Consider the following 22,486-nt stretch of genomic DNA (forward strand, 5'->3'; position numbering starts at 1 on the left):
CTCAAGTTTATCTAGCACCATGGGTTAAAAAAATTAAAAAATAATTGGAAGGTAGATGTGAAATGGAAAAATTTAAAAATCACAAAGGGTATTCACGCATGTATCAAGAAAACAAACTAACTTTAGGATTGTTCTTTCCGATTGAATCGTATATGGGCGATGTCCCTGAGATGAATATAGAAAAGCAAATGAAGTTAGCCAAACGAGCAGAAGAACTCAATTTCGCTTCATTATTTGTGAGAGATGTACCGTTGCGCGATCCTAATTTCGGGGATGTCGGGCAAATATATGACCCGTTTACGTATTTAGGGTATGTTGCTGCCAACACAGAAAAGATTGCCTTGGGAACGGGAAGTATTATTTTAACATTGCGCCATCCTCTTCATGTCGCAAAAGCGGCGGCTTCTGTAGACAGATTATCTGGTGAAAGACTTATTCTCGGTGTCGCAACAGGTGACCGTCCAATCGAGTTTCCAGCATTCTCTGTGAATCCAGAAGATCGGAGCGAATTATTCCGAGAAGCAATTGGTGTCATGAAAAAAGCATGGAAAGAGCATTTTCCTGTCATTGACTCTTTACGAGTGCATATGACAAATGGAGATCTTTTGCCAAAACCGAAATTGTCAGACATACCAGTAATGGTGACAGGTCACAGTGGACAGCCTCCTGAATGGATTGCTGAACATAGTGATGGCTGGATTTACTATCCACGTGCACTCAAATTTCAAAGAGCATTAATCGAGAATTGGCGTTCGTTAACAGAGGAATTTAAGCCATTTACCCAATCGCTTTATGTTGATTTGGCGGAAGACCCATATCATGTACCAATACCGATTCATCTTGGATTCCGTACGGGCCGCGTTTTCCTTATCGAATTTCTTGAAGCTTTACGAGATGCAGGTGTGAACCATGTCATCATCAACTTAAAATATGGCCAACGCCCAGTAGAAGAAGTGATCGAAGAATTAGGTGAATTTGTGCTTCCACACTTTCCGGCTTTATCATGATGAGGACAATCCATTTGGTTGATAACCTTTAAAGACGTAAATATAAGAAAGGGAGGATGCGTATGAAAGTTTTGGTCATTGGCGCCAACGGAAAAGTAGGCAAACAAGTGGTGAGCATGCTTCATGCGCATGAGCGGCACACCGTTCGTGCAATGGTTCGAAAACAAGAGCAATTGGAGGCTTTTCAGAAAAAAGGAATTGAAGCGGTACTCGCTGATCTTGAAGGTACTGTCGATGAAATTGCCGAAGCAGCCAAAGGCTGTGACGCGATCGTATTCTCTGCCGGTTCAGGTGGACACACAGGAGCGGATAAGACATTGCTTGTCGATTTAGACGGTGCCGTAAAAGCGATGGAAGCTGCAGAAAAAGTCGGAATTAAACGATTTGTCATGGTGAGCTCATTCCAGGCCCACAACCGTGAGAACTGGCCAGAAAACCTCAAACCTTATTATGTCGCTAAACATTATGCTGACCGTATGTTAATGAATAGTGGTTTAAATTATACGATTATTCGTCCTGGATATCTTCTTAATGAAAAAGGCACAGGGTTGGTTGCTGTAGCAGAAAACTTAAATGTCGGGAGCATTCCACGTGAAGATGTAGCAAGAACAATCGTTCAATCTCTTGATGAACCAAATACGTATAAAAAAGCATTCGATTTAATGTCGGGGGATACAGAGATTGCGGAAGCATTGAAATCACTGTAATGAAGCATTCATCCGAAGGGAGAATTTAGAAACATGGCTTACAAATTTTATGCAATGGATTTTGCTTTTTATAACTCCATGGGCATTTATAGCTTTGAAGCTCGGTGTGAAATGCTAAAAGAGATCGGGTATGATGCGACCCATTTATCCGTCTGGCACGGAGAACGGTGGAGAGATGTAGAGAAGCTGAAAAACGTTAAGGAGAAATATGGACTGGATGTCGCTGGCGTGTACGTTGTGTTAGACCTTTCATTAGGTGAGGACCATCCAAGAAATACGGGTATTTTAAAAATGCTGGAGATCATGGAAGGATGCTCCACGGTCGAGCTGGCGATTCAATCTGTCGGACATCATATACGCCCTTCAGACCCTAAAGGGGACGACATCGCTGTGAAGTGGCTGGAAAAAGCACTGAAGATTGCGGAACGAAGAAACATTAATATCTTACTTTACACACACTTATCATTCTGGGTTGAACGCCATGAAGATGCAGTAAGACTTTGCAAGCGTCTCAATCATCCTAATCTCGGCATTGTATTTTGCGGCTACCATTGGTACGCAGTCGATGGAACAAACCTATTAGGTACACTTAGAGCGGTATCCCCTTACTTAAAACAAGTAAACATTTCTGGCAGCCGCCGAGATCCTCACGGTTTTGGGGGAGTGGCGACAATCGAGCCTTTGGATGTCGGAGAGTTAGATAATTTTGCGTTGCTTGGACAGCTTAAAAAGATGGGCTATAATGGGATGATTGGCTACCAAGGTTGGGGTGAAGGAGGCGACGCTTACAGCAAGCTAAGCCGTTCACTCAAAGCGTTCCGCGATATGGAGCGTAGACTTGAGGCACACCCACATTGGGCGGATTTAAAATTAACTCCATAATCATTCCTTCATCCGCTCCTTTGATTGATTCGTTTAAAGGATACAGGTTGGCTAAATAATAATACCTGTCAAATAGATACGTATAAAAGAGTGAACCTTATGCGGCAAGAGTTCGGCATTCCACCGGACTCTTGCCGTATTTTGTTTATATTCGTTTTTCGTTATAGTTGGATAAAGATGAGATGAATAAGGGATACATAACAGATATCAGCTTCATCGAATTGAAGCTCCAATCATGATTCTAATGATAAATTTTAGGTTCATCACCAAATTTTGTGATTTAGTGACAAAAACATCCATGAGTAAATTTTACTCCCCACCCAGGCATGAAAATCCATCTCTCCTTCCATAATGGAGGATGAACGCAAACAGTTTGGAAAGACGTGCTTTTTAATGGTGGTTCGACCCTGTACAAAAAACTGTTTGAGTCCATTTGGTGTTCCACCCATTGTAAGCCCTTTTCATTTGGAAAAGGTGACTACGAACAGAAAAATGCCTAACGAACAAGTGGACTCACTGTTTGCGAATTCATCAATGGAAGGAGTCCGGATCATGGATGTGCTTTATCATCGTTGCGCAGGTTTAGATGTTCATGCCAAAACGATTGTCGTTTGTGCGCTTTGGGGAGAAGAAGACCACATTCAAAAGGAGATCGAAACGTTTTCGACGTTTACCAAAGACTTGTTTCGCCTCCTGAAATGGCTCGAGGATCGAGAAATCACTCATCTAGCGATGGAGAGTACGGGGGTTTACTGGAAACCGGTCTTTAACATTTTAGAGGACTACTTTGACATTACCTTGGCCAACGCTCAGCGAATCAAGAATGTCCCAGGGAGAAAAACGGATGTATCCGATGCGGAATGGATCGCTAAATTATTGCGTTATGGACTGATTGAAAAGAGTTTTGTGCCACCCGCGCCAATTCGAGAATTGCGGGACTTGACCCGTTTACGCAAAAAGTGGGTGGGTCAATTGATTGCGGAAAAAAACCGAATTCATAAAGTATTGGAGTGTTCCAATATCAAGCTGGGTACGGTGATTTCCGACATCTTCGGAGTATCGGGCCGAAAACTCTTGACCCGTTTAATGGAACAGGGGTACATCGAAGAAGCCGATATCGACGCTTGCCTTCACGGAAGAAAGAAAGGGAAAAAGCAACAAATTCAGGAATCGCTCTTTGGGACATTAACCGAACATGAGTTGTTCATGATTCGCCAATCGTGGAAGCACATCGAGTATTTGGAAAGCTTGATTCAGGAGATGGACCAACGCATCGACCATCTCTTACAACCGTATCAACAGGAAGTGGATCTTCTGATGACGATTCCTGGAGTGAAAAAGGAAACCGCCGCCGTCATCATCGCCGAAATCGGAGTGGATATGGGACAGTTCCCGACACCGCAGCGCCTCGCTTCTTGGGCTGGGGTGGCCCCGGGAAATCACGAAAGCGCTGGAAAACGCAAAAGTACACGAACGGTAAAGGGGAATCCTCATATTAAATCCGCGTTATGCGAGGCGGCATGGGCGTTATCCCGATGCAGGAATCAACCGTTGGCGGCGAAATTTTGGTCATTGGCGGCTCGCCGGGGAAAGAAAAAAGCACTCGTTGCGATCGCGCACCGAATGCTTGTCACCATTTACTGCATGCTTTCCCGAAAAGAACCGTTTTGGGGACCACAAGTAAGTTAGTATAGCCAAAATGAATACAGAATATACGAGATGCCTAAAAATAAGGCACCTCTGCTTTCCTGTTGTCTTTTTTGGCCATTTGTAGTGTATCCAAACTGATCACAGGATATACAGAGTTGACCGGGTTTTATGGATTTTCACAGAAAAGTTCCAGCACATTCCTTCAGAAAAGGGGAGAGGGCTTTCTGAAAGAATGTGCAAAAAAATGGGCGTTTTGTGCTGAAATAAAATGATAATTTACAATTAATTTCAGAGACACGGCTTTACATGAAGTGGCGTGCATGGTAGGTTGGTTGCCTCTGCGAACTCCTTTTGTGCTGCGGCCTTCGCAAAAGAATCTATGCATGCAGAGGCTCCATGTCAAGCCTTATAGGGTAAGATAATTTATATGGTTCATCACCAAAAGTTGTACTTGCACCTGTCATGAAAGTATGTTAGCTGTTTCTAGCCGAACCCGCAATGCAAAACGCTGGATATTTCGGTATCCGTATCCCCGACGTTTCATCAGCTTGATCTTGTAGCTCTTCACCAAAAGTTGTACTTGACTGTTTCAGATCATGTCTTGCTTACATGCATAAGGAAAATCAGTAAATCAACGATTTTCCTACATGGTGACACGAGAAAAAGCCTCGCTTGTCAAGTACACGTTGTGGTGATGAACCTTATTTTTTTGCGTTCGTTGCCGACAATTCCTGTCATTTGGTGTCTGTTAATTTTTTTTGGTCATCTGCCTAAATGGATTGCGCCATTCCATTAACACGGCATGGTTGAGCGATTCTTCGTCTTCTAAATAATTACGGACAATCGCAAGCGGCGTTCGCCCGCAACGGAGCAAAAATGTAATGACCGGATCGTTCAGCTCGCCGGCGACGACTTTGTCGATGTAGGCTTCCGGCGACAGTTCAGCCGCATGTCGATGGTAGCCAGGCATCCGCCCGCCGCCGAGCAGCCGGTCAAGGCCGAGATGGACGACGACTTCATACATCGACTGCATGAGCCACTTGCCGAGGCCGAGCTTCCGGTATGGCGGCGAGACGCAAATGTCGACGACATACAGCGTGTTGCCATCCGGGCGGTGGTTGCGGATGTAGCCGCCGTCGGTGATCTCTTCCCATGTATGATCGGCATGGGCTGGATCAAAATCAACGATCAAGCCGGTCGTCGATCCGACGATGCGCCCGTCGACTTCGACGCAAAGCGCTCCTTCGGGAAACAAGGTGACATGGTTGGTTAATTGTTCCTCGTTCCACCACAACTCCGATGGAAACGGGGGCGGAAAACTTTCTTGCTGCACGCGGATGAGATCAGCGAAGTCGTCTGTCGTATAGTTGCGGATGACCGCTTCGCGCGGGGTGTTGCCGTCAAAGACGTATAAACGTTTATAGTACATGCCGATCCCCCTTGCTTTTTTTACCCTCATCATAACGGAAAACTCGAAAAAATGGCAAGAAAAGAAAACGGCCGCTGTTAGCGGCCGCGGGCTTTTTGCTCGACATACTCGCTCACAAGCGCTTCAATTTGCTGTTCATCGGGCTTTTCGCCGCGAAAGGGAAACACAATTTCATCGATGAATTCGCCGTTGCGGTAAACATGCAGCGCCCCTTTTTGCAACAGGACGCTGTATTCGATCTCAAATCGATATCCTTCGTGTTCGATGGCACCCATCATCATTCACCTGCCTCTAGTTTATTGTCTCGCACACGGTGGCCCTCTATGTATGAATTAAGAAGCTAATCCTATAGACGGAGGACGATTGTCCTTTTATAATGAAACATAGTTCGACAAAAAAGAGGAAACAGAGGGGAGAAATAGCGAGTGTTCCGGACATTGCGCAGCAAATTGATCGTCTTGATGGCCTTATTATTGATCATCTCGTTGGCGGCGACGCAGCTCATCGTTGTTTGGCAAACGCAACGGCTTGTTGACGCTGATGTGAAACATCGAGCGCAGACGGCGCTTGACGGACTGCTCGGCGATATTCGCGACAGTTTTCAAAGTGAGGAGAATAGCTTAGTGCAATTCAGTGAATCGCCGTTGGCTTTGCAAATGGTTCAAGATGAAAAAATGTGGCTGCAGCTTGAGAAACAGTTCCGCACGTTTTTGCGCCTGCATGAGAATGTGCAATTCATCTATATTGGCACGGAGCAGAAGAAAATGTATATATCGCCGATGACAGAGCTCCCGGACGGATACGATCCGACGAGCCGCCCGTGGTATAAAGCGGCGATGAAGCGGCCGGATGAAGTGGTGTGGACCGAACCGTACGTCGATGCGATTACCGGCAAGCACGTTGTGACGTTGGCCAAAGCGGTGAGCGAAAACGGCCGCATTGCTGCGGTCATCGGCATCGATATGACGCTCGATGCGGTGACGAGAATCGTCAATGCGAGCGACGTCGGCTATCACGGCTATCCGGTGCTGTTTGACGCGAAGGGGACGGCGGTCGTCCACCCACAATACAAGGGGAAAAACATGGCGAAAAACGCGACGGTCCGCTATATGCTCGAGCATGAAAAAGGAATGCACGAATATGAGCAAGACGGCGAACGGCGGGTGATTTACTTCACTACGATTCCAGAGCTCGGCTGGAAAGTCGGCGCTGTCTATAAAGAAGCAGACTTAGCCGCCATGAGCCGTTCCATTGGGAAGAACATGCTTGTCATTACCGTCATTGCGCTCGTTGTAGCGCTTGTTGCCGTCTATTTCTTGGCGCGTTCGATCACAAGGCCGATTGCTGCGCTGCAAGAGCAAGTCGAAAAGGCGGCGGGCGGCGACTTGACGGTGCACGCGCGCATCACTGCCAAAGATGAGATTGGCCGCCTCGCCCGCCACTTCAATGACATGATCGACCATATGCGGATGCTGATCAGCGAGGTGAACCGCTCGGTCAATGAATTGGCCGTTTCGGCCGACCATTTGAGCGCTGTCTCCGAAGAAACGATGGCCACAAGCGAACAAGTGGCGAAAGCGATCGGCGAAATCGCCAAAGGAACGACCGATCAAGCAGGAAGCCTTGATACGATCAATGAGCGGACGACGGCGCTGTCGCAGCAAATCGAAGCGGTCACGAATGCGACGGCTGGCATGGAGTCGCTGTCCGATGAAACGAAAACCGCGAGCTACGACGGCTTGGAGCATTTAAACATTTTGCAGAAAAAATCGGAGGAAGCGAAAAATGAACTCGAGTCTGTAGAAAATGTCATTAGCGACCTTGTGAAAAAGATGGATGAAATTGACGGTGTCATTCAAACGATCACGGCCATTTCCGGACAGACGAATTTGCTGGCGTTAAACGCCAGCATCGAGGCGGCGCGGGCTGGCGAGCATGGGAAAGGGTTTGCCGTTGTCGCCGATGAGGTGCGCAAGCTGGCCGAACAATCCGCGAAAGCGACGGAGATGATCCGCGCGACGATCGCCGCCATCCAGCAGCAAGCCGGGCTGGTGATGGAGGCGGTCCGCCGCTCCAAGCAGGCGTACGACGAACAGCGGGAAGCGGTGCACACGACCGGCGATTCGTTTGTCAAAATCACCGGCATGATGGAGCAAGTGGCTGATGCGCTTGCTGGGATTATGGAGGAAGCAAAGCGGATGAACGCGAGCAAAGACGATGTCGTCGGGGCGATGCAAAACATCGCCGCCATCGCCCAACAAGCAGCGGCAGCGGCGGAAGAAGTGGCTGCTTCGGCTGATGATCAGTTGCAGGCGCTTTCGACGGTGACCGAATCGGCGGAGGCGTTAAGCGAAATGAGCCGGCAGTTGAAACAACTGGTTGAGAAGTTTAAGATTTCATAAAAAATGGAAGGCGTCCTAGCGGCAACGGGGCGCCTTTTTTATCATCTCCAGCCGAGAAGGCTCCCATTTCCGCGTGCGTAAGTGGGGGATGAAGCATCAAGGATGTTCCCTAACGCCGCCCAAAAAAAGAAGGATTTCGCTTGCTGTCTTCGTAAGACAACGGAACCGTGGGACACACGAGGATGGCTTGGCTGGCAAGCCTGTCGTGGAGCGGTTGTTCCAAAGAATCTCCCACCGCTAAACGTTTGCGCAGGCAAGAGGCGTTCAATCATTTTCGAATAGGAGACTTTCACTTTCGCTTTGTACAGGGTGCAGTCCAAAATAAGCGGGAGATGAATGTCGGTCGGCGTTTACTTAAAATCATGAATGTCCCGCCGCCGTGCAGTCACGATCTTTTTTGTATTCATACAATGATAATAAGTGAAATTTTTTCAGCTTCTTCGTCGATTTTAGTGGGCGATAGTGCTAAAATAAACAGTGAAAACGTTTATACTGTTATTTTGCTGTACGTTTGGGGATACTGGCAGCTAAATGAGGACTTTCATGCATAGCTGTTGCCCAGCCCGAACGATGCGAAAACAAGGTGGAGGTTTTTTCACGATGGCAAAACAGACGAACTACGCTCAACCGTGGAGCCAGTTTTACGGGCCGAACCTCGGTTATGTCATCGAAATGTACGAACAGTATCTCGATGACCCTAACAGCATCGACCCGGAACTGAAACAATTGTTCGAACAGTGGGGGGCGCCGGTCTTGGAAGAACCGGTTTCTCCTGCGGATGACGAAACAGCCAAAACGCATCAAACGTTCCGGCTGCCGGAGACGCCGACGATTTTCAGCAAGCTTGTCGCCGCTGTCAAGCTGGCGGACAGCATTCGCCATTATGGCCATCTGGCTGCCGACACGAATCCGCTCGTCAAAGAAGAGAAAAAGCTGCGCCGTCTCGAGCTTGACGAGTACGATTTGACGGAAGAGGACTTAAAGCGCATTCCAGTTGCGTTCCTTTGCCCGCATGCTCCGGCCCATGTTCAAAACGGCTGGGACGCCATCTTGCATTTGCGCAAAATTTACACGGACAAAATCGCGTTCGAATTCTCGCAAGTACATAATCTCGAAGAGAGGAACTGGCTCATTCAGCAAATCGAGTCCGGAGCGTACTATCCGAGCCTGGCGAACAAAGAGCGGGTCGCCTTGTTGCGTCGCTTGACGGAAGTCGAAGGGTTTGAAAAGTTCATCCACCGGACGTATGTCGGGCAAAAACGGTTTTCGATCGAAGGGCTTGATTCCATGGTGCCGCTTTTGGATGAACTTGTCAGACAGGCGATCGAGCATGAAATCGACGCCGTCAACATCGGCATGGCGCACCGCGGCCGGTTGAACGTGCTGGCTCACGTGCTCGGCAAGCCGTACGAAATGATTTTCGCCGAGTTTCAGCATGCAGAGAGCAAAAACTTTATTCCATCTGAAGGAGCGGTGGCCATCACCTACGGCTGGACGGGCGACGTGAAATACCATTTGGGGGCGGCGCGCCGTCTGCGCAATAAGAGCGCGCATACGATGCGGATCACGCTCGCGAACAACCCAAGCCATCTCGAAGTGGTCAATCCGGTTGTGCTTGGCTACACGCGCGCCGCGCAAGAAGATCGGACAAAACCAGGAGTGCCGGTGCAAAATACGGATGCGTCGTTTGCCATCTTGATTCACGGCGATGCCGCGTTCCCGGGACAAGGGATCGTCGCGGAAACGCTCAACTTAAGCCAGTTGCGCGGCTATACGACCGGCGGGACGATCCATATCATCGCCAATAACATGATCGGCTTTACGACGGAGAGTTACGATTCACGCTCGACGACGTATGCTTCCGATATGGCGAAAGGGTTTGAGGTGCCGATTGTGCACGTCAATGCCGACGACCCGGAGGCTTGTTTGGCGGCCGCATGCTTGGCGTTTGCCTACCGCCAGCGGTTTAAAAAAGACTTTGTCATTGACCTAATCGGTTACCGCCGTTTCGGTCATAATGAAATGGATGAGCCGATGGCGACGAACCCGACGATGTACGCGATCATCAACCAACATCCGACCGTACGCCAGCTGTATGCGCAAAAATTGATGGAAAAAGGGATCATCACCGAGCGGGAAGTCGACGAAATGGAGCAAGAGGTGGCCGAACGGCTGAAAATCGCCTACGAGCGGGTGCCGAAAAACGAAGACGAACTCGATTTCATCATGGATCCGCCCAAACCGGTCGTCGATCGGCTGCCGGAAGTGAAAACGGGCGTGGCGAAAGACGTGCTCCATCGGGTGAACGAAGAATTGCTGGAGTTTCCGGACGGATTCAACGTCTTTAACAAGCTTGAGCGCATTTTAAAACGGCGAAGCGGCGTGTTTGCGCAAAACGGCAAAGTCGATTGGGCGCATGCGGAAATTTTGGCGTTCGCCACGATTTTGCAAGACGGGGTGCCGATCCGTCTGACTGGTCAAGATTCGCAGCGCGGCACGTTCGCACAGCGCCATTTAGTGCTGCATGACGTCAAAACCGGCAAAGAGTATGTGCCGCTTCACCATATCAGCGGCGCGAAAGCTTCGTTTGTTGTGTACAACAGCCCGCTGACGGAAGCGGCCGTGCTCGGCTATGAATACGGCTACAACGTGTACGCCCCGGAGACGCTCGTGCTGTGGGAAGCGCAGTTTGGCGATTTTGCCAACATGGCGCAAGTGATGTTTGATCAATTCATTTCATCCGGCCGGGCGAAATGGGGGCAAAAATCCGGGCTTGTCATGCTCTTGCCGCACGGCTACGAAGGGCAAGGCCCTGAACATTCAAGCGGCCGCGTCGAGCGGTTTTTGCAGCTGGCGGCGGAAAACAACTGGACGGTCGCCAACCTATCGACGGCCGCGCAATATTTCCATATTTTGCGGCGGCAGGCGGCGCTGTTGACAAGAGAAGAAGTACGCCCGCTCATCATCATGACGCCAAAAAGCTTGCTCCGTCATCCGCTGGCGGCATCGGATGCGGAAGCGTTCGTTGACGGTGCGTTCTCGCCGGTGCTGGAACAGCCGGGATTGGGCGCTGACGCTGGCAAAGTGGAACGCATCGTGTTTGGCACCGGCAAATTGATGATCGATTTGGCGGAACAAATCGGCAAAATGGAAGGTCTTGACTGGCTGCATATTGTGCGCATTGAAGAGCTGTATCCGTTCCCGGAAGAAGCGGTGAAAGACATCATCGCCCGCTATCCGAACGTTAAAGAACTCGTCTGGGTGCAAGAAGAACCGAAAAACATGGGGGCATGGCTGTATATGGAACCGCGCCTGCGGGCGTTGGCTCCAGAGGGTGTCGATGTCAGCTACATTGGGCGGCGCCGGCGGGCCAGCCCGGCGGAAGGCGATCCGGTCGTCCACCGAAAAGAGCAAGAGCGCATCATCCGCTGTGCATTGACGAAGCATGAATGATGACTACGGAACATTTGAGGAGGGCATCAACGTGGCTGAGATCAAAGTACCAGAGTTAGCAGAATCCATCACGGAGGGAACGATCGCCCAATGGCTGAAAAAACCGGGCGACTACGTGGAAAAAGGAGAATCGATTTGCGAGCTTGAAACGGATAAAGTGAACGTGGAAATTATGGCGGAAGAGTCGGGTGTTTTGCAGCAGCTGCTGGCCAATGAAGGCGATACGGTTGCGGTTGGCCAAGCGATCGCCATTATCGGCGAAGGAGCGGCAGCACCGACTGCCGCTTTGCAAGCTGCTCCGCAGCCAGCCGATGAAACGGAAACGGTCGCGCCGGCCGACAGCAATGAACAGCCAGCGCCGCAGCCAGTCGCGGCCGCCCAAGCTCCGGGCCAACGACCGATCGCCTCGCCGGCCGCTCGAAAGATGGCGCGCGAAAAAGGAATTGATTTGACGCAAGTGCCGACCGTTGATCCGCTTGGGCGCGTGCGCAAACAAGACGTCGCCTCGTTTGCCGCACAACCGGCCGCCGCCCCGCAGCCGGCTCCGCAAGCCGCGCCGACGTCGACGCCGGCCGCCGTTCCAGCCGCTGAGGCCGGCAAGCCGGTCATCCGCGAAAAAATGTCGCGCCGTCGGCAAACGATCGCCAAACGGCTGCTGGAAGTGACACAAACGACCGCGATGTTGACGACGTTCAACGAAATTGACATGTCGGCGGTCATCGATCTGCGCAAGCGGAAAAAAGATAAATTTTTCGAAGAGCATGACGTCCGCCTCGGCTTTATGTCATTTTTCGTCAAAGCGGCTGTCGCCGCGCTGAAAAAATATCCGTACGTCAATGCGGAAATTCAAGGCGACGAAATTTTGTTGAAAAAATATTATGATATCGGCGTCGCCGTGTCGACGGACGAAGGGCTTGTCGTTCCGGTTGTGCGCGACTGCGACCGGAAAAACTTCGCTGAAATTGAGCGCGACATTGCCGAATTGGCCGCAAAAGCGCGCAGCAACAAGTTGTCGCTCGCCGATTTGCAAGGCGGCACGTTTACGATCACGAACGGCGGTGTGTTCGGTTCGCTTCTGTCGACCCCGCTTCTCAACGGGCCGCAAGTCGGCATTTTAGGGATGCATTCGATCAAACTGCGTCCGGTCGCCGTCGATGAAGAGCGGATCGAAAACCGTCCCATGATGTACGTCGCCTTGTCATACGACCACCGCATCATCGATGGCAAAGAGGCCGTAGGGTTCTTAAAAACGGTGAAAGACTTGATCGAAAATCCGGAAGATTTGCTGCTTGAAAGTTGATTAGGAAGGAAAAGGGGAGCCTGCGATGCGCGGGCTCTTTCTTTTTCCCCGCCTTTCCCTGATCGGTGAATGATTTTCCATGTCTTACGGAACACTACCGGAAAAAAGGGGGGAATTTGATGCCAGAGCGTGGACGAAACGATCACCCGCACATGTTTTACCGCGACGGCGCGCGTGAAAGCGTCATCAACGATCCGACCGCCGACGGCGCCGAGGCGATTGGGGTGCGGACTGATGCTGATCCGATGAAGGCTGCCAATCCGAATCCGTTTCACGTTGATCGCCTTGACGTCGAGGAAGAGATGAAACGGTTTCAGTCGCTTTTCGAAGAGAGGTGATCCGCCCAGCGGATCACTTTTTTCGCTGATCGAAAGAAGGAAAATGACGAATGAGCGCGAATATGGTTACGTAACACCCATTCTTTTGTTGGAGGGATGACGATGGAACTTGGATTGGCGGGAAAAACGGCGCTTGTCGCTGCCTCGAGCCAAGGGCTTGGCAAGGCGATCGCCCGGGCGCTTGTGCTTGAAGGAGCAAACGTGATGATCACGAGCCGAAACGAAGAAAAGTTGCACGAAGTGGCGGAAGAATTGAACAGTTTACATAAGGGACGCGTCGCTTATACGCGCACAGATGTCACCAACGCCGACGACATTCGCCAGCTTGTCGCCAAAACGGTCGAGACGTTTGGGACGATCGATTTGCTCGTCAACAACGCCGGCGGCCCTCCGGCGGGAACGTTTGAAACGGTGAGCGACGAAGACTGGCAATATGCGTTTGAGCTCAATTTGTTGAGCTATATTCGCCTCATTCGCGAAGCGCTCCCTTACTTAAAGAAAAAGGGAGGAAAAATTGTCAACATCGCCTCATCATCGATTAAAGAGCCGATTCCGGGACTTATTTTATCCAACACGTTCCGCACTGGCATCGTTGGGCTGACGAAAACGCTTGCTGTTGAGCTGGCTTCGGATGGCATTTTAATCAATACGGTGGCTCCTGGTCGGATCGCGACGGAGCGCGTCGCCTTTTTGGACAAAGTGAATGCCGAGAAACTCGGCATTACGAAAGAAGAAATGGAAGCGCGCATGAAAAGCGCCATTCCGCTCGGCCGCTACGGAACCCCTGAAGAGTTTGCCAATGTCGTCGTCTTCTTGCTGTCCGAAGCGAATTCGTACGTTACTGGTCAAGCGCTCATTGTCGATGGCGGCATGGTGAAGGCGATTTAAGGCAAACCGACAGGAGGGAAGACCGGATGAAAACGATCGGATTCATCGGCCTTGGCGTCATGGGGAAAAGCATGGCGCGCCACTTGCTGAAGGCGGGCTATCCACTTCTAGCTTATACACGCACAAAAGAAAAGGCGGAAGACTTGCTTCAAGAAGGAGCGGTTTGGAAGGAAACGGTTGCTGATTTGGCGCGGGAGGCGGATGTCGTCATGACGATGGTTGGCGATCCGCGCGATGTCGAGCAAGTGTATTTCGGCGAGGGCGGCATTTTGGAGAATGCGCGGCCGGGAACATATGTCATCGATATGACGACGTCAACGCCGACGCTCGCGCAATCGATTTACGAGGCGGCCAAGCAAAAGGGCATCCATGCTTTGGACGCCCCGGTGTCCGGCGGCGACATCGGCGCGCGCGAAGGAACGTTGACGATTATGGTCGGCGGTGATGAGGACGTCTTTTTGGCGTGCAAGCCGATTCTCGAGCGGCTTGGCACGAACATCGTGCGGCAAGGAGGAGCTGGAGCCGGCCAGCATACGAAAATGTGCAACCAAATTGCCATCGCGACGAACATGATTGGGGTGTGCGAGGCAATGGCGTATGCGAAGCGGGCTGGTCTTGATCCATTCAAAGTGCTTGAAAGCATCGCCAAAGGGGCAGCCGGCAGCTGGTCGCTGAGCAACTTGGCGCCGCGCATGTTGTCAGGAGATTTTGCTCCTGGGTTTTACGTCAAGCATTTCATTAAAGATATGAAAATTGCGCTTGAGGAAGCCGAGCGGATGAACTTGCCGCTGCCAGGCCTGGCGCTCGCCAAACAACTGTACGAAGAGTTGGCGCAAGCCGGTGAGGAAAACAGCGGCACGCAAGCGCTATACAAGCGGTATGTTAAGGCGTAATCGGGGCGGTTGTTCGCCCTTTTTTATCTTCTCTGTCTTCTCAGCGAAGCAGGGGAGATGGGAAGCGCAAATTCGGATGTATTTATCGAAAAATATTGAATATTTCCTCTGGTAGAGGTATAGTAAAAGTAGAAACAACATACCAACCGGTTAGTATAAAAGGGAGGGGAGCATATGGACTTTTCTTATTCACCAAAAGTGAAAGAGTTGATCAAAAAATTAAGCGCTTTCATGGAGGATTACATTTATCCGAACGAGAGGGTGTATGAGGAGCAGCTGAACGCACAAGAGTCGAGATGGTCGGGCGTGCCGCCGATCATCGAAGAATTAAAGGAAAAGGCGAAAAAAGAAGGGCTTTGGAATTTATTTTTGCCAGACAGCGAATACGGCGCGGGATTAACGAATGTGGAGTACGCGCCGCTTTGCGAAATAATGGGCCGCTCGCTCATCGCCCCGGAAGTGTTCAACTGCAATGCGCCCGATACGGGCAATATGGAAGTGCTCGTCCGCTATGGCACAGAGGAGCAAAAGAAAAAGTGGCTCATCCCGCTCTTGAACGGAGAAATCCGCTCGTGCTTTTCGATGACGGAGCCGGATGTCGCGTCGAGCGATGCGACGAACATTCGCGCTTCGATCGTTCGCGACGGCGATGAGTATGTCATCACCGGACGGAAATGGTGGTCGTCTGGCGCCGGCGACCCGCGCTGCAAAGTCGCCATCGTGATGGGAAAAACGAACCCCGATGCGCCAAAACATGAGCAACAGTCGATGATCATCGTTCCGCTTGATACGCCGGGCGTGAAAATCGAACGGATGCTGCCGGTGTTCGGCTTTGACCATGCGCCGCACGGGCATGCCGAAATTACGTATGACCATGTGCGCGTGCCGAAAGAAAACATCATTTGGGGCGAAGGAAAAGGGTTCGCCATCGCTCAAGGCCGGCTTGGCCCGGGACGGATCCACCATTGCATGCGCCTCATCGGAGCGGCGGAGCGAGCGCTTGAACTCATGTGCCGGCGCGTACAGTCGCGGGTGGCGTTCGGCAAGCCGCTCGCTGAACACGGCGTCATCCGCGAGTGGATCGCCCAGTCGCGCATTGAGATCGAGCAGTCGCGCTTGCTGACGCTAAAGGCGGCGTACATGATGGATACGGTCGGCAACAAAGCGGCGCGCAAAGAAATTGCGATGATTAAAGTGGTGGCGCCCAATGTCGCTTTGAAGGTCATCGACCGTGCCATTCAGGCGTTTGGCGCCGCTGGGGTGAGCAACGATTTTCCGCTTGCCGCCATGTGGGCGAACTCGCGCACGCTCCGTCTGGCCGATGGGCCGGACGAAGTGCATAAAGAGCAAGTTGCCAAGCTTGAATTGCGGCAATATCAACAATAAGGGAGAGGAAGTGGTCGTATGCATGTGTTGGACTTATTTAAAATCGAGGGGAAAACCGCCATTGTCACTGGCGGTGGGCGCGGGCTCGGCGAGCAAATTGCCGTCGGTCTTGCCGAAGCCGGGGCGAACGTCGTCGTTTGTTCGCGGAAAGTGGAAGCGTGCGAGCAAGTGAAAGAAAAGCTTGAACAGCTCGGCGTCCGTTCGCTGGCGCTGCGGTGCGATGTGACGAATCCGGAGGAGGTCAAACATGTCGTCGAAACGACCGTCAAAGAGTTTGGCGGCATCGACATTTTAGTCAACAACAGCGGAGCGACGTGGGGAGCGCCGGTCGAGGAAATGCCGCTTGAGGCATGGCAAAAGGTGATCAACGTCAACGTTACCGGCACGTTTCTCATGAGCCAAGCGGTCGGCAAGGTGATGATCGCCAAACAAACCGGCGGTTCCATCATCAATATCGCTTCCGTCGCTGGCCTTGGCGGCACGCACCCGGACATTTTAAATACGATCGGCTACAACACGAGCAAAGGGGCGGTTATTACGTTTACGAGGGACCTAGCAGCCAAATGGGGGAAGCACGGAATTCGCGTCAACGCGGTGGCGCCGGGCTTTTTCCCGACGAAAATGTCAAAAGTCGTTCTTGAACGCGTTGGGAAAAAAGTGCTCGAGCATACGCCGCTCGGCCGCTTTGGCGGCGAAGATGACTTGAAAGGGGCCGTCTTGTTTCTCGCTTCCCCGGCGTCCGCCTTTGTCACGGGCGCGCTCCTCGTCGTTGACGGCGGCAGCCATGCGACCGGCATTTAATTAAAAAAGGGGGAAACGCAAATGAGCGAAAAACGGGCGTTGTCTCTTTATCCGGAACACATTTCGTTCTATATGGATATTCCCGACAAAACGGTATGCGATGTACTGCATGAACGAGCGGCGGAATTCGGCTCCCAGCCGGCGCTGACATTTTACGACAAGACGATCACCTATGCCGAGCTTGAGGCGGCGGTCAACCGTTTCACCTCAAGCCTGCAGGCGCTTGGGGTGCAAAAAGGCGACCGCGTCGCGATTATGCTGCCGAACTGCCCGCAGTATGTCATCGCTTACTACGGCATTTTGCAGGCGGGCGCGATCGTCACACAAGTGAACCCGATGCTTGTTGAGCGCGAACTTGCCTATTTGCTCAAAGACTCCGGCGCCGAGACGATCGTCATTTATGAACCGCTTTATCCGCGCCTTGCCGCCGTCAGAGGGGAGACAGCCGTCAAACAAGCGATCACTGTCAGCTTCGGAGCGCCGCCATCCGTTTCGCTGGCTGAAGGAGATGTCACGTTTGACGAATTTCTTGCTGCAGGAAGCGGAGCTGTGCGCCCGGTGTCGATCGAATCAACGCATGACGTCGCTGTGTTGCAATATACTGGCGGGACGACAGGGCGCTCAAAAGGGGCGATGCTCACCCACCGCAACATTTTCGCCAACGTCTTGCAATGCGCCGAATTTTTCAAAGGGACATTTGAGTTCGGGAAAGAGCGATATTTAACTGTCATCCCGTTGTTCCACGTGTTCGCGATGACGTCGGGAATGAACTTGGCCATTTACCAAGGAGCGGAAAACATTTTGCTGCCGCGCTTTGAGCTGAAAGAAGTGTTGGAGACGATTCGCGACAAGCAACCGACCGTGTTTCCAGGCGTGCCGACGATGTATGTCGCTATTACAAATACTCCTGGAGTCGAGCAATACGGCATCAGTAGCATTAAAACGTGCAACAGCGGCAGCGCGCCGATGCCGCTTGAATTGATGCGCGATTTCGAAGCGAAAACGGGAGCGGTTATCCTTGAAGGATACGGCTTGTCCGAAGCCTCGCCAGTGACGCATTGCAATCCGCCGTTTGCGGCGCGCAAGCCAGGCACGGTCGGCATCGGCATGCCGCTGACCGAGTACAAAGTCGTCGATGTGGCGACTGGCACGCAAGAGCTGCCGCCAGGCGAAGTCGGCGAGCTGATTATCCGTGGACCGCAAGTGATGAAAGGCTATTGGAACATGCCGGAAGAAACGGCGGCGGCGCTGCGCGACGAATGGCTGTACACTGGCGATTTGGCTTCGATTGACGAGGAAGGGTATGTGACGATTGTCGACCGGAAAAAAGATCTGATCATCGCCGGCGGCTATAACATTTATCCGCGTGAAATCGAAGAAGTGCTGTACGAACATCCAGCGGTGAAAGAGGCGGCGGCAGTTGGTGTGCCTGATCCGTACCGCGGCGAAACGGTGAAGGCGATCATCGTCCTGAAAGAGGGGATGCAAGCAAGCGAGGAAGAGATCATCGCCCATTGCCGAAAAAACTTAGCGGCGTACAAAGTGCCGCGCATTGTCGAGTTCCGTGCCGAACTGCCGAAGACGAACGTCGGGAAAATTTTGCGCCGCGCCTTGCGTGAAGAGGCGTCCCGCCCGCAATAACAGAGGGCTTTCGGCCAAGTCCGAAGCAGGCTTGGCCGTTTTATGGTACAATAGCTGGCAGCGACTACATTTTAGGCAAGAGGTGTAAAAACATGAAGGAGAAAATTATGGCTGCCAGCATTGAGCTGTTTGAACAAAATGGGTTCAGCGAAACATCGATCCAAGACATCGTTGACGCCCTCGGGGTGACAAAAGGGACGTTTTATTACTATTTTACAAGCAAAGAAGAACTGTTGATGGATATTCACCTTCGCTACATTGAAGGGCTGCTTGACGAAGAGGAGCGCATTATAAGCGATAAACGGCGCCCGTTGCGGGAGAAGCTGTATGACATTATCTTCATGCTCATTCATAATGTCGAGCGGCAAGGAAGGGAAGCTCGCATTTTTTTTCGTGAAATGAAGCATTTGAGTGAGGAGCATTTACAAAAAGTAAAAGAAAAGCGCGATTTGTTCCGCTATCGGCTGCAGTCGTTGATTGAGGAAGGAATGAAAAGCGGTGAACTGCGCTGCGATTTGTCGCCGTCGATCGCCACGCTTACCGTTCTTGGGGCGGCCAATTGGAGCTACCAATGGTTTCGTCCGGACGGAGAGCTGACCGATGCCGAGGTGGCGAAGCAGATGGTGGAGATCCTGCTTGATGGCATGAGCGCGCCGTCTGTCTCGAAAGCCGAGTGAAAAGAGAGACAAACAAGTTTGATCCGAGGTGTGTCGATGGATGCTGTTCGTGCGGCGGCAATGGCGCGCTTGAATTGTTGACCAAGGGGGAGAGGGAGATGACAGCGATTATTCCAGTGCGCAAGGGGGAAGAACTGCCGGCAGGGAAGCTGGCCAAGTTTTTGCGCACGGTGCTGCCGGACATGCCGGATGGGGAGCTCGAGATCCAGCAATTTTCCGCCGGCCGGTCGAATTTGACGTATTTGCTCCGCTGTGGGGAGTGGGAGGCGGTGCTGCGCCGGCCGCCGTTTGGCCCGGTGCCGCCGAAAGCGCATGATATGAAGCGGGAGAGCACGTGGCTTTCTGAAATCCATCCGCTGTTCCCGCTCGCCCCGAAACCATTCTATTTTTGTGAAGACGAATCGGTGATCGGCAGTCCGTTTTTCGTCATGGAGCGGCGGCATGGCGTCGTGATTGACAGTGATTTTCCCGATGGCATCACTCCGACGGAGGAGGTTTGCCGCGGCATTTCCGAGACGATGGTCGAGACGCTTGTCCGTATCCATCAAATTGATTATACGAACACACGCCTCGTTCAGATGGTAAAGCCGGATGGATTTATGGAACGGCAAGTGCACGGATGGATCCAGCGCTATGAGCGGGCCAAGACGGATGATATTCCGGAAGCCGAGGCGCTGATGAAGTGGCTCGCTTCTCATATTCCACCGCAGCGCGAAGCAACCGTAATCCATTACGATTTTAAGCTGAATAACGCTTTGTTTGCCAAAGACGACATCACCAAAATGGTTGGGCTGTTTGATTGGGAGATGTCGACGGTCGGGGATCCGCTTGCCGATTTGGCGGTGGCCATGAGTTATTGGATTGAGGAAGACGATCCTCCACTCATTAAAAGTGGGTTTGGCCGCGCGCCGGTCACCGTCCGTCCCGGTTTTTATACGCGCGAACAGTTTATTGAGGCATATGCCAAAAAAAGTGGACGTGATGTGTCCGATATACACGTTTATTTAACGTTTGCCTACTTTAAATTAGCGGTCATTTGCCAGCAAATTTATTACCGCTACCGCCGCGGACAGACGAACGATGAGCGGTTTCGCCATTTTGGCCAGTTTGTCGAAGCGCTCATTGAGCATGCATGGCAGCTGGCGACAGGACGGTGAGGCGGCGTGATGACAAAAGTGCATGTCGTGCTGCGCAAAGAAGACATTGATGAGATGGCGCTTGCTGATCGAAAGGTGGCTGTCGTGTTCGATGTTTTGCTTGCCACCTCGTCGATTACAGCAGTTCTCGCTGCCGGCGCTCGTTCGGTGATCCCGGTGCGCGATGCCGAGGAGGCCAAGGAGATCGCGCTTCGCTTGCCAGAGGGCAGCTATGAGCTCGTCGGCGAATACGAAGGGCGGACGATCGCCGGTTTTCATCCGCCGGCGCCGCTATTTTTGCAAACGGTTTGTCCAGGGAAAACAGTCGTGCTATCGACGACCAATGGCACGGTGGCGATTCGCAGAGCTCAGCCAGCCCGTGCGGTGTACGCGGCGAGCTTGCTGAACAGCCCGGCGGTCAGCGAGCATATTTGCCGTTTGCATCAGGAAGAGACGATCATTGTGATTTGTTCCGGCTCGTCGGGCCGTTTTTGCCTAGAAGACTTTTATGGCGCCGGCTACTTTGTGCACTGCTTGATCGAGCAAGGGATCAACGCGGCGGAGCTGTCCGACAGCGCGACGGCCGCATGGTTCTTTTACCGGCAATATTCAGATGAAGGAAAGGCGAAAGAAGTGTTGTCTGCCTCGCGCGTCGGCCGTTGGATGACGGCGTACGGCTTGGAAAAAGAAATCGACTACATCAACCGGCACGGGTCGCTTTCTGCCGTTCCAAAACTTGAGCTGGGGCCGTTCGGCCTGGAACTGCGCAATATGGCGTCGACAAAAGTAACGAAAGAGGGGATATCGCCATGAAATTTGTCCAATTCGTTGAATACGGTGGACCGGATGTCTTGCGTGTTTGTGAAGGCGAACGTCCGAAACCCACGGGGCGGCAAGTCGTGATTGAAGCTGAAGCGATTGGCGTCAACTATGCGGATACAGCCCGACGGGAAGGCCGCTATGTTGTGCCGACGCCGCTTCCGTTCATCCCTGGGACGGAAGTGGCCGGCGTTGTCCGTGAAGTTGGTCCGGAAGTGCAAACGATCCGCCCGGGGCAACGCGTCGTCGCGTTGATCGAATCCGGCGGCTACGCTGAGTTTGTCGCTGTCGATGAACGGGCGGTCGTGCCGCTTCCGGATGGAATGGATGCCCGCCAGGCGGCGGCCTTGCCGGTGCAAGGGCTAAGCGCCTACCATATTCTCAAAACGATGGGCCGCTTGGAAGAAGGGGAGACGGTGCTCGTTCATGCCGCAGCCGGCGGCGTTGGGACGATTGCCGTCCAATTGGCGAAACGGTTCGGCGCCAAAATGGTCATCGCCACGGCAAGCACGGAGGAAAAACGAGCGCTCGCCAAACAGCTTGGCGCTGATGTCACCATTGATTATACAAAAGACAGCTGGGCTGCGGACGTGATGGAGGCGACCGGTGGGCGCGGCGTCGATGTCGCTTTGGAAATGGCGGGCGGCGATGTCTTTCATCAGACGCTCGATTGCCTTGCTCCGTTCGGCCGCCTGGTCGTATATGGGGCGGCGAGCGGGGAAATGACGCGTCTCAATCCAGTCCGGCTGATGGCGAAAAACTGGTCAGTGATCGGCTTTTTCTTGCCGCAAATCATGAAAAAGCGGGCGTTGTACGAACAAAGTTTGCGGGAATTGCTCGCGTGGGTGCAGGAAGGAAGCCTGAAGCTGATGATCGGCGGCGTCTACCCGCTTGAGCAGGCTTCTGAAGTGCATCGGCTGCTGCAGGGGCGGAAAACGCATGGCAAGCTATTGCTTGTGCCATAAGTAAAGAAGAGGGGGCTGACCCAAAAGGCTGTCTGCCTTCAGGGTAGACACAAAATATAGTGCGGAAGAATCGGTCAGTGCGTATATATAGAGACGAAAGAGGGTGTCCCGA

18 protein-coding genes and 2 pseudogenes are annotated in these 22,486 nt (G+C 52.2%); 17 read left to right on the forward strand and 3 right to left on the reverse strand.

What is annotated here, in order from left to right:
• Window positions 1-62 precede the first annotated feature (62 nt).
• The 4 genes from DI44_RS11335 (at window position 63) to DI44_RS11320 (ending at window position 4,285) form a co-directional block, all read left to right on the forward strand.
• Window positions 63-1,007, forward strand: coding sequence for an LLM class oxidoreductase (locus tag DI44_RS11335; protein WP_033024997.1), 945 nt, complete (start codon window positions 63-65; stop codon window positions 1,005-1,007).
• Between the two features lie 62 nt (window positions 1,008-1,069).
• Window positions 1,070-1,714 carry an SDR family oxidoreductase gene (locus DI44_RS11330; protein ID WP_015374307.1) on the forward strand — a complete coding sequence of 215 codons (645 nt, stop codon included), beginning with the start codon at window positions 1,070-1,072 and terminating at the stop codon, window positions 1,712-1,714.
• Between the two features lie 33 nt (window positions 1,715-1,747).
• A complete protein-coding gene (locus DI44_RS11325) occupies window positions 1,748-2,596 on the forward strand; it encodes a sugar phosphate isomerase/epimerase family protein (RefSeq protein WP_015374308.1) in 849 nt (282 codons plus the stop codon).
• A gap of 552 nt (window positions 2,597-3,148) precedes the next feature.
• On the forward strand, window positions 3,149-4,285 hold the full coding sequence (locus DI44_RS11320; RefSeq protein WP_033024998.1) for an IS110 family transposase: 1,137 nt from the start codon (window positions 3,149-3,151) through the stop codon (window positions 4,283-4,285).
• A 421-nt stretch (window positions 4,286-4,706) separates the two neighbouring features.
• On the opposite strand, the pseudogene DI44_RS19420 reads toward DI44_RS11320, so the two are convergent.
• The 3 genes and pseudogenes from DI44_RS19420 to DI44_RS11310 all read right to left on the reverse strand — a co-directional run.
• A pseudogene (locus DI44_RS19420) lies at window positions 4,707-4,808 on the reverse strand (ISL3 family transposase); the annotation flags it as partial.
• Between the two features lie 186 nt (window positions 4,809-4,994).
• Window positions 4,995-5,675 carry a GNAT family N-acetyltransferase gene (locus DI44_RS11315; RefSeq protein WP_033024999.1) on the reverse strand — a complete coding sequence of 227 codons (681 nt, stop codon included), beginning with the start codon at window positions 5,673-5,675 and terminating at the stop codon, window positions 4,995-4,997.
• Window positions 5,676-5,752: 77 nt separating this feature from the next.
• The gene (locus DI44_RS11310; RefSeq protein ID WP_011230519.1) at window positions 5,753-5,950 is read right to left on the reverse strand and encodes a YbxH family protein; all 198 of its coding nucleotides are present in this window, start codon (window positions 5,948-5,950) and stop codon (window positions 5,753-5,755) included.
• Between the two features lie 150 nt (window positions 5,951-6,100).
• Between DI44_RS11310 and DI44_RS11305 the strand changes: the two genes are divergently transcribed.
• The 13 genes and pseudogenes from DI44_RS11305 (at window position 6,101) to DI44_RS11245 (ending at window position 22,374) form a co-directional block, all read left to right on the forward strand.
• Window positions 6,101-8,077, forward strand: coding sequence for a methyl-accepting chemotaxis protein (locus tag DI44_RS11305; protein ID WP_033025000.1), 1,977 nt, complete (start codon window positions 6,101-6,103; stop codon window positions 8,075-8,077).
• 600 nt (window positions 8,078-8,677) lie between these two features.
• Complete coding sequence (locus tag DI44_RS11300) at window positions 8,678-11,530, forward strand: 2-oxoglutarate dehydrogenase E1 component (protein WP_033025001.1); 2,853 nt, start codon at window positions 8,678-8,680, stop codon at window positions 11,528-11,530.
• Window positions 11,531-11,561: 31 nt separating this feature from the next.
• Window positions 11,562-12,830: a 2-oxoglutarate dehydrogenase complex dihydrolipoyllysine-residue succinyltransferase gene (gene odhB / locus DI44_RS11295; protein WP_033025026.1), complete on the forward strand. Its 1,269-nt coding sequence runs from the start codon at window positions 11,562-11,564 to the stop codon at window positions 12,828-12,830.
• Window positions 12,831-12,949: 119 nt separating this feature from the next.
• Complete coding sequence (locus tag DI44_RS11290; protein WP_033008438.1) at window positions 12,950-13,168, forward strand: hypothetical protein; 219 nt, start codon at window positions 12,950-12,952, stop codon at window positions 13,166-13,168.
• Between the two features lie 102 nt (window positions 13,169-13,270).
• On the forward strand, window positions 13,271-14,056 hold the full coding sequence (locus DI44_RS11285) for an SDR family oxidoreductase (RefSeq protein WP_033025003.1): 786 nt from the start codon (window positions 13,271-13,273) through the stop codon (window positions 14,054-14,056).
• A 23-nt stretch (window positions 14,057-14,079) separates the two neighbouring features.
• A pseudogene (locus DI44_RS11280) lies at window positions 14,080-14,949 on the forward strand (NAD(P)-dependent oxidoreductase); the annotation flags it as partial.
• Between the two features lie 174 nt (window positions 14,950-15,123).
• Window positions 15,124-16,335 carry an acyl-CoA dehydrogenase gene (locus DI44_RS11275; RefSeq protein WP_033025004.1) on the forward strand — a complete coding sequence of 404 codons (1,212 nt, stop codon included), beginning with the start codon at window positions 15,124-15,126 and terminating at the stop codon, window positions 16,333-16,335.
• A gap of 18 nt (window positions 16,336-16,353) precedes the next feature.
• Window positions 16,354-17,136 carry an SDR family oxidoreductase gene (locus DI44_RS11270; RefSeq protein WP_011230529.1) on the forward strand — a complete coding sequence of 261 codons (783 nt, stop codon included), beginning with the start codon at window positions 16,354-16,356 and terminating at the stop codon, window positions 17,134-17,136.
• 21 nt (window positions 17,137-17,157) lie between these two features.
• A complete protein-coding gene (locus DI44_RS11265; RefSeq protein WP_033025005.1) occupies window positions 17,158-18,777 on the forward strand; it encodes a long-chain fatty acid--CoA ligase in 1,620 nt (539 codons plus the stop codon).
• Between the two features lie 92 nt (window positions 18,778-18,869).
• A complete protein-coding gene (locus DI44_RS11260) occupies window positions 18,870-19,454 on the forward strand; it encodes a TetR/AcrR family transcriptional regulator (protein ID WP_011230531.1) in 585 nt (194 codons plus the stop codon).
• Window positions 19,455-19,552: 98 nt separating this feature from the next.
• Window positions 19,553-20,611 (forward strand): phosphotransferase family protein, encoded by a 1,059-nt coding sequence (locus tag DI44_RS11255; RefSeq protein ID WP_011230532.1) that lies wholly within the window; start codon window positions 19,553-19,555, stop codon window positions 20,609-20,611.
• Between the two features lie 9 nt (window positions 20,612-20,620).
• Window positions 20,621-21,403, forward strand: coding sequence for a 2-phosphosulfolactate phosphatase (locus DI44_RS11250; protein WP_033008456.1), 783 nt, complete (start codon window positions 20,621-20,623; stop codon window positions 21,401-21,403).
• A complete protein-coding gene (locus DI44_RS11245) occupies window positions 21,400-22,374 on the forward strand; it encodes an NADPH:quinone oxidoreductase family protein (RefSeq protein ID WP_011230534.1) in 975 nt (324 codons plus the stop codon). Before DI44_RS11250 ends, DI44_RS11245 begins: the two co-directional genes overlap by 4 nt.
• The last annotated feature ends 112 nt before the right edge of the window (window positions 22,375-22,486 follow it).

Origin of the sequence: Geobacillus sp. CAMR5420 (assembly GCF_000691465.1) — a bacterium.
In the GTDB taxonomy this organism is placed as follows: domain Bacteria; phylum Bacillota; class Bacilli; order Bacillales; family Anoxybacillaceae; genus Geobacillus; species Geobacillus thermoleovorans.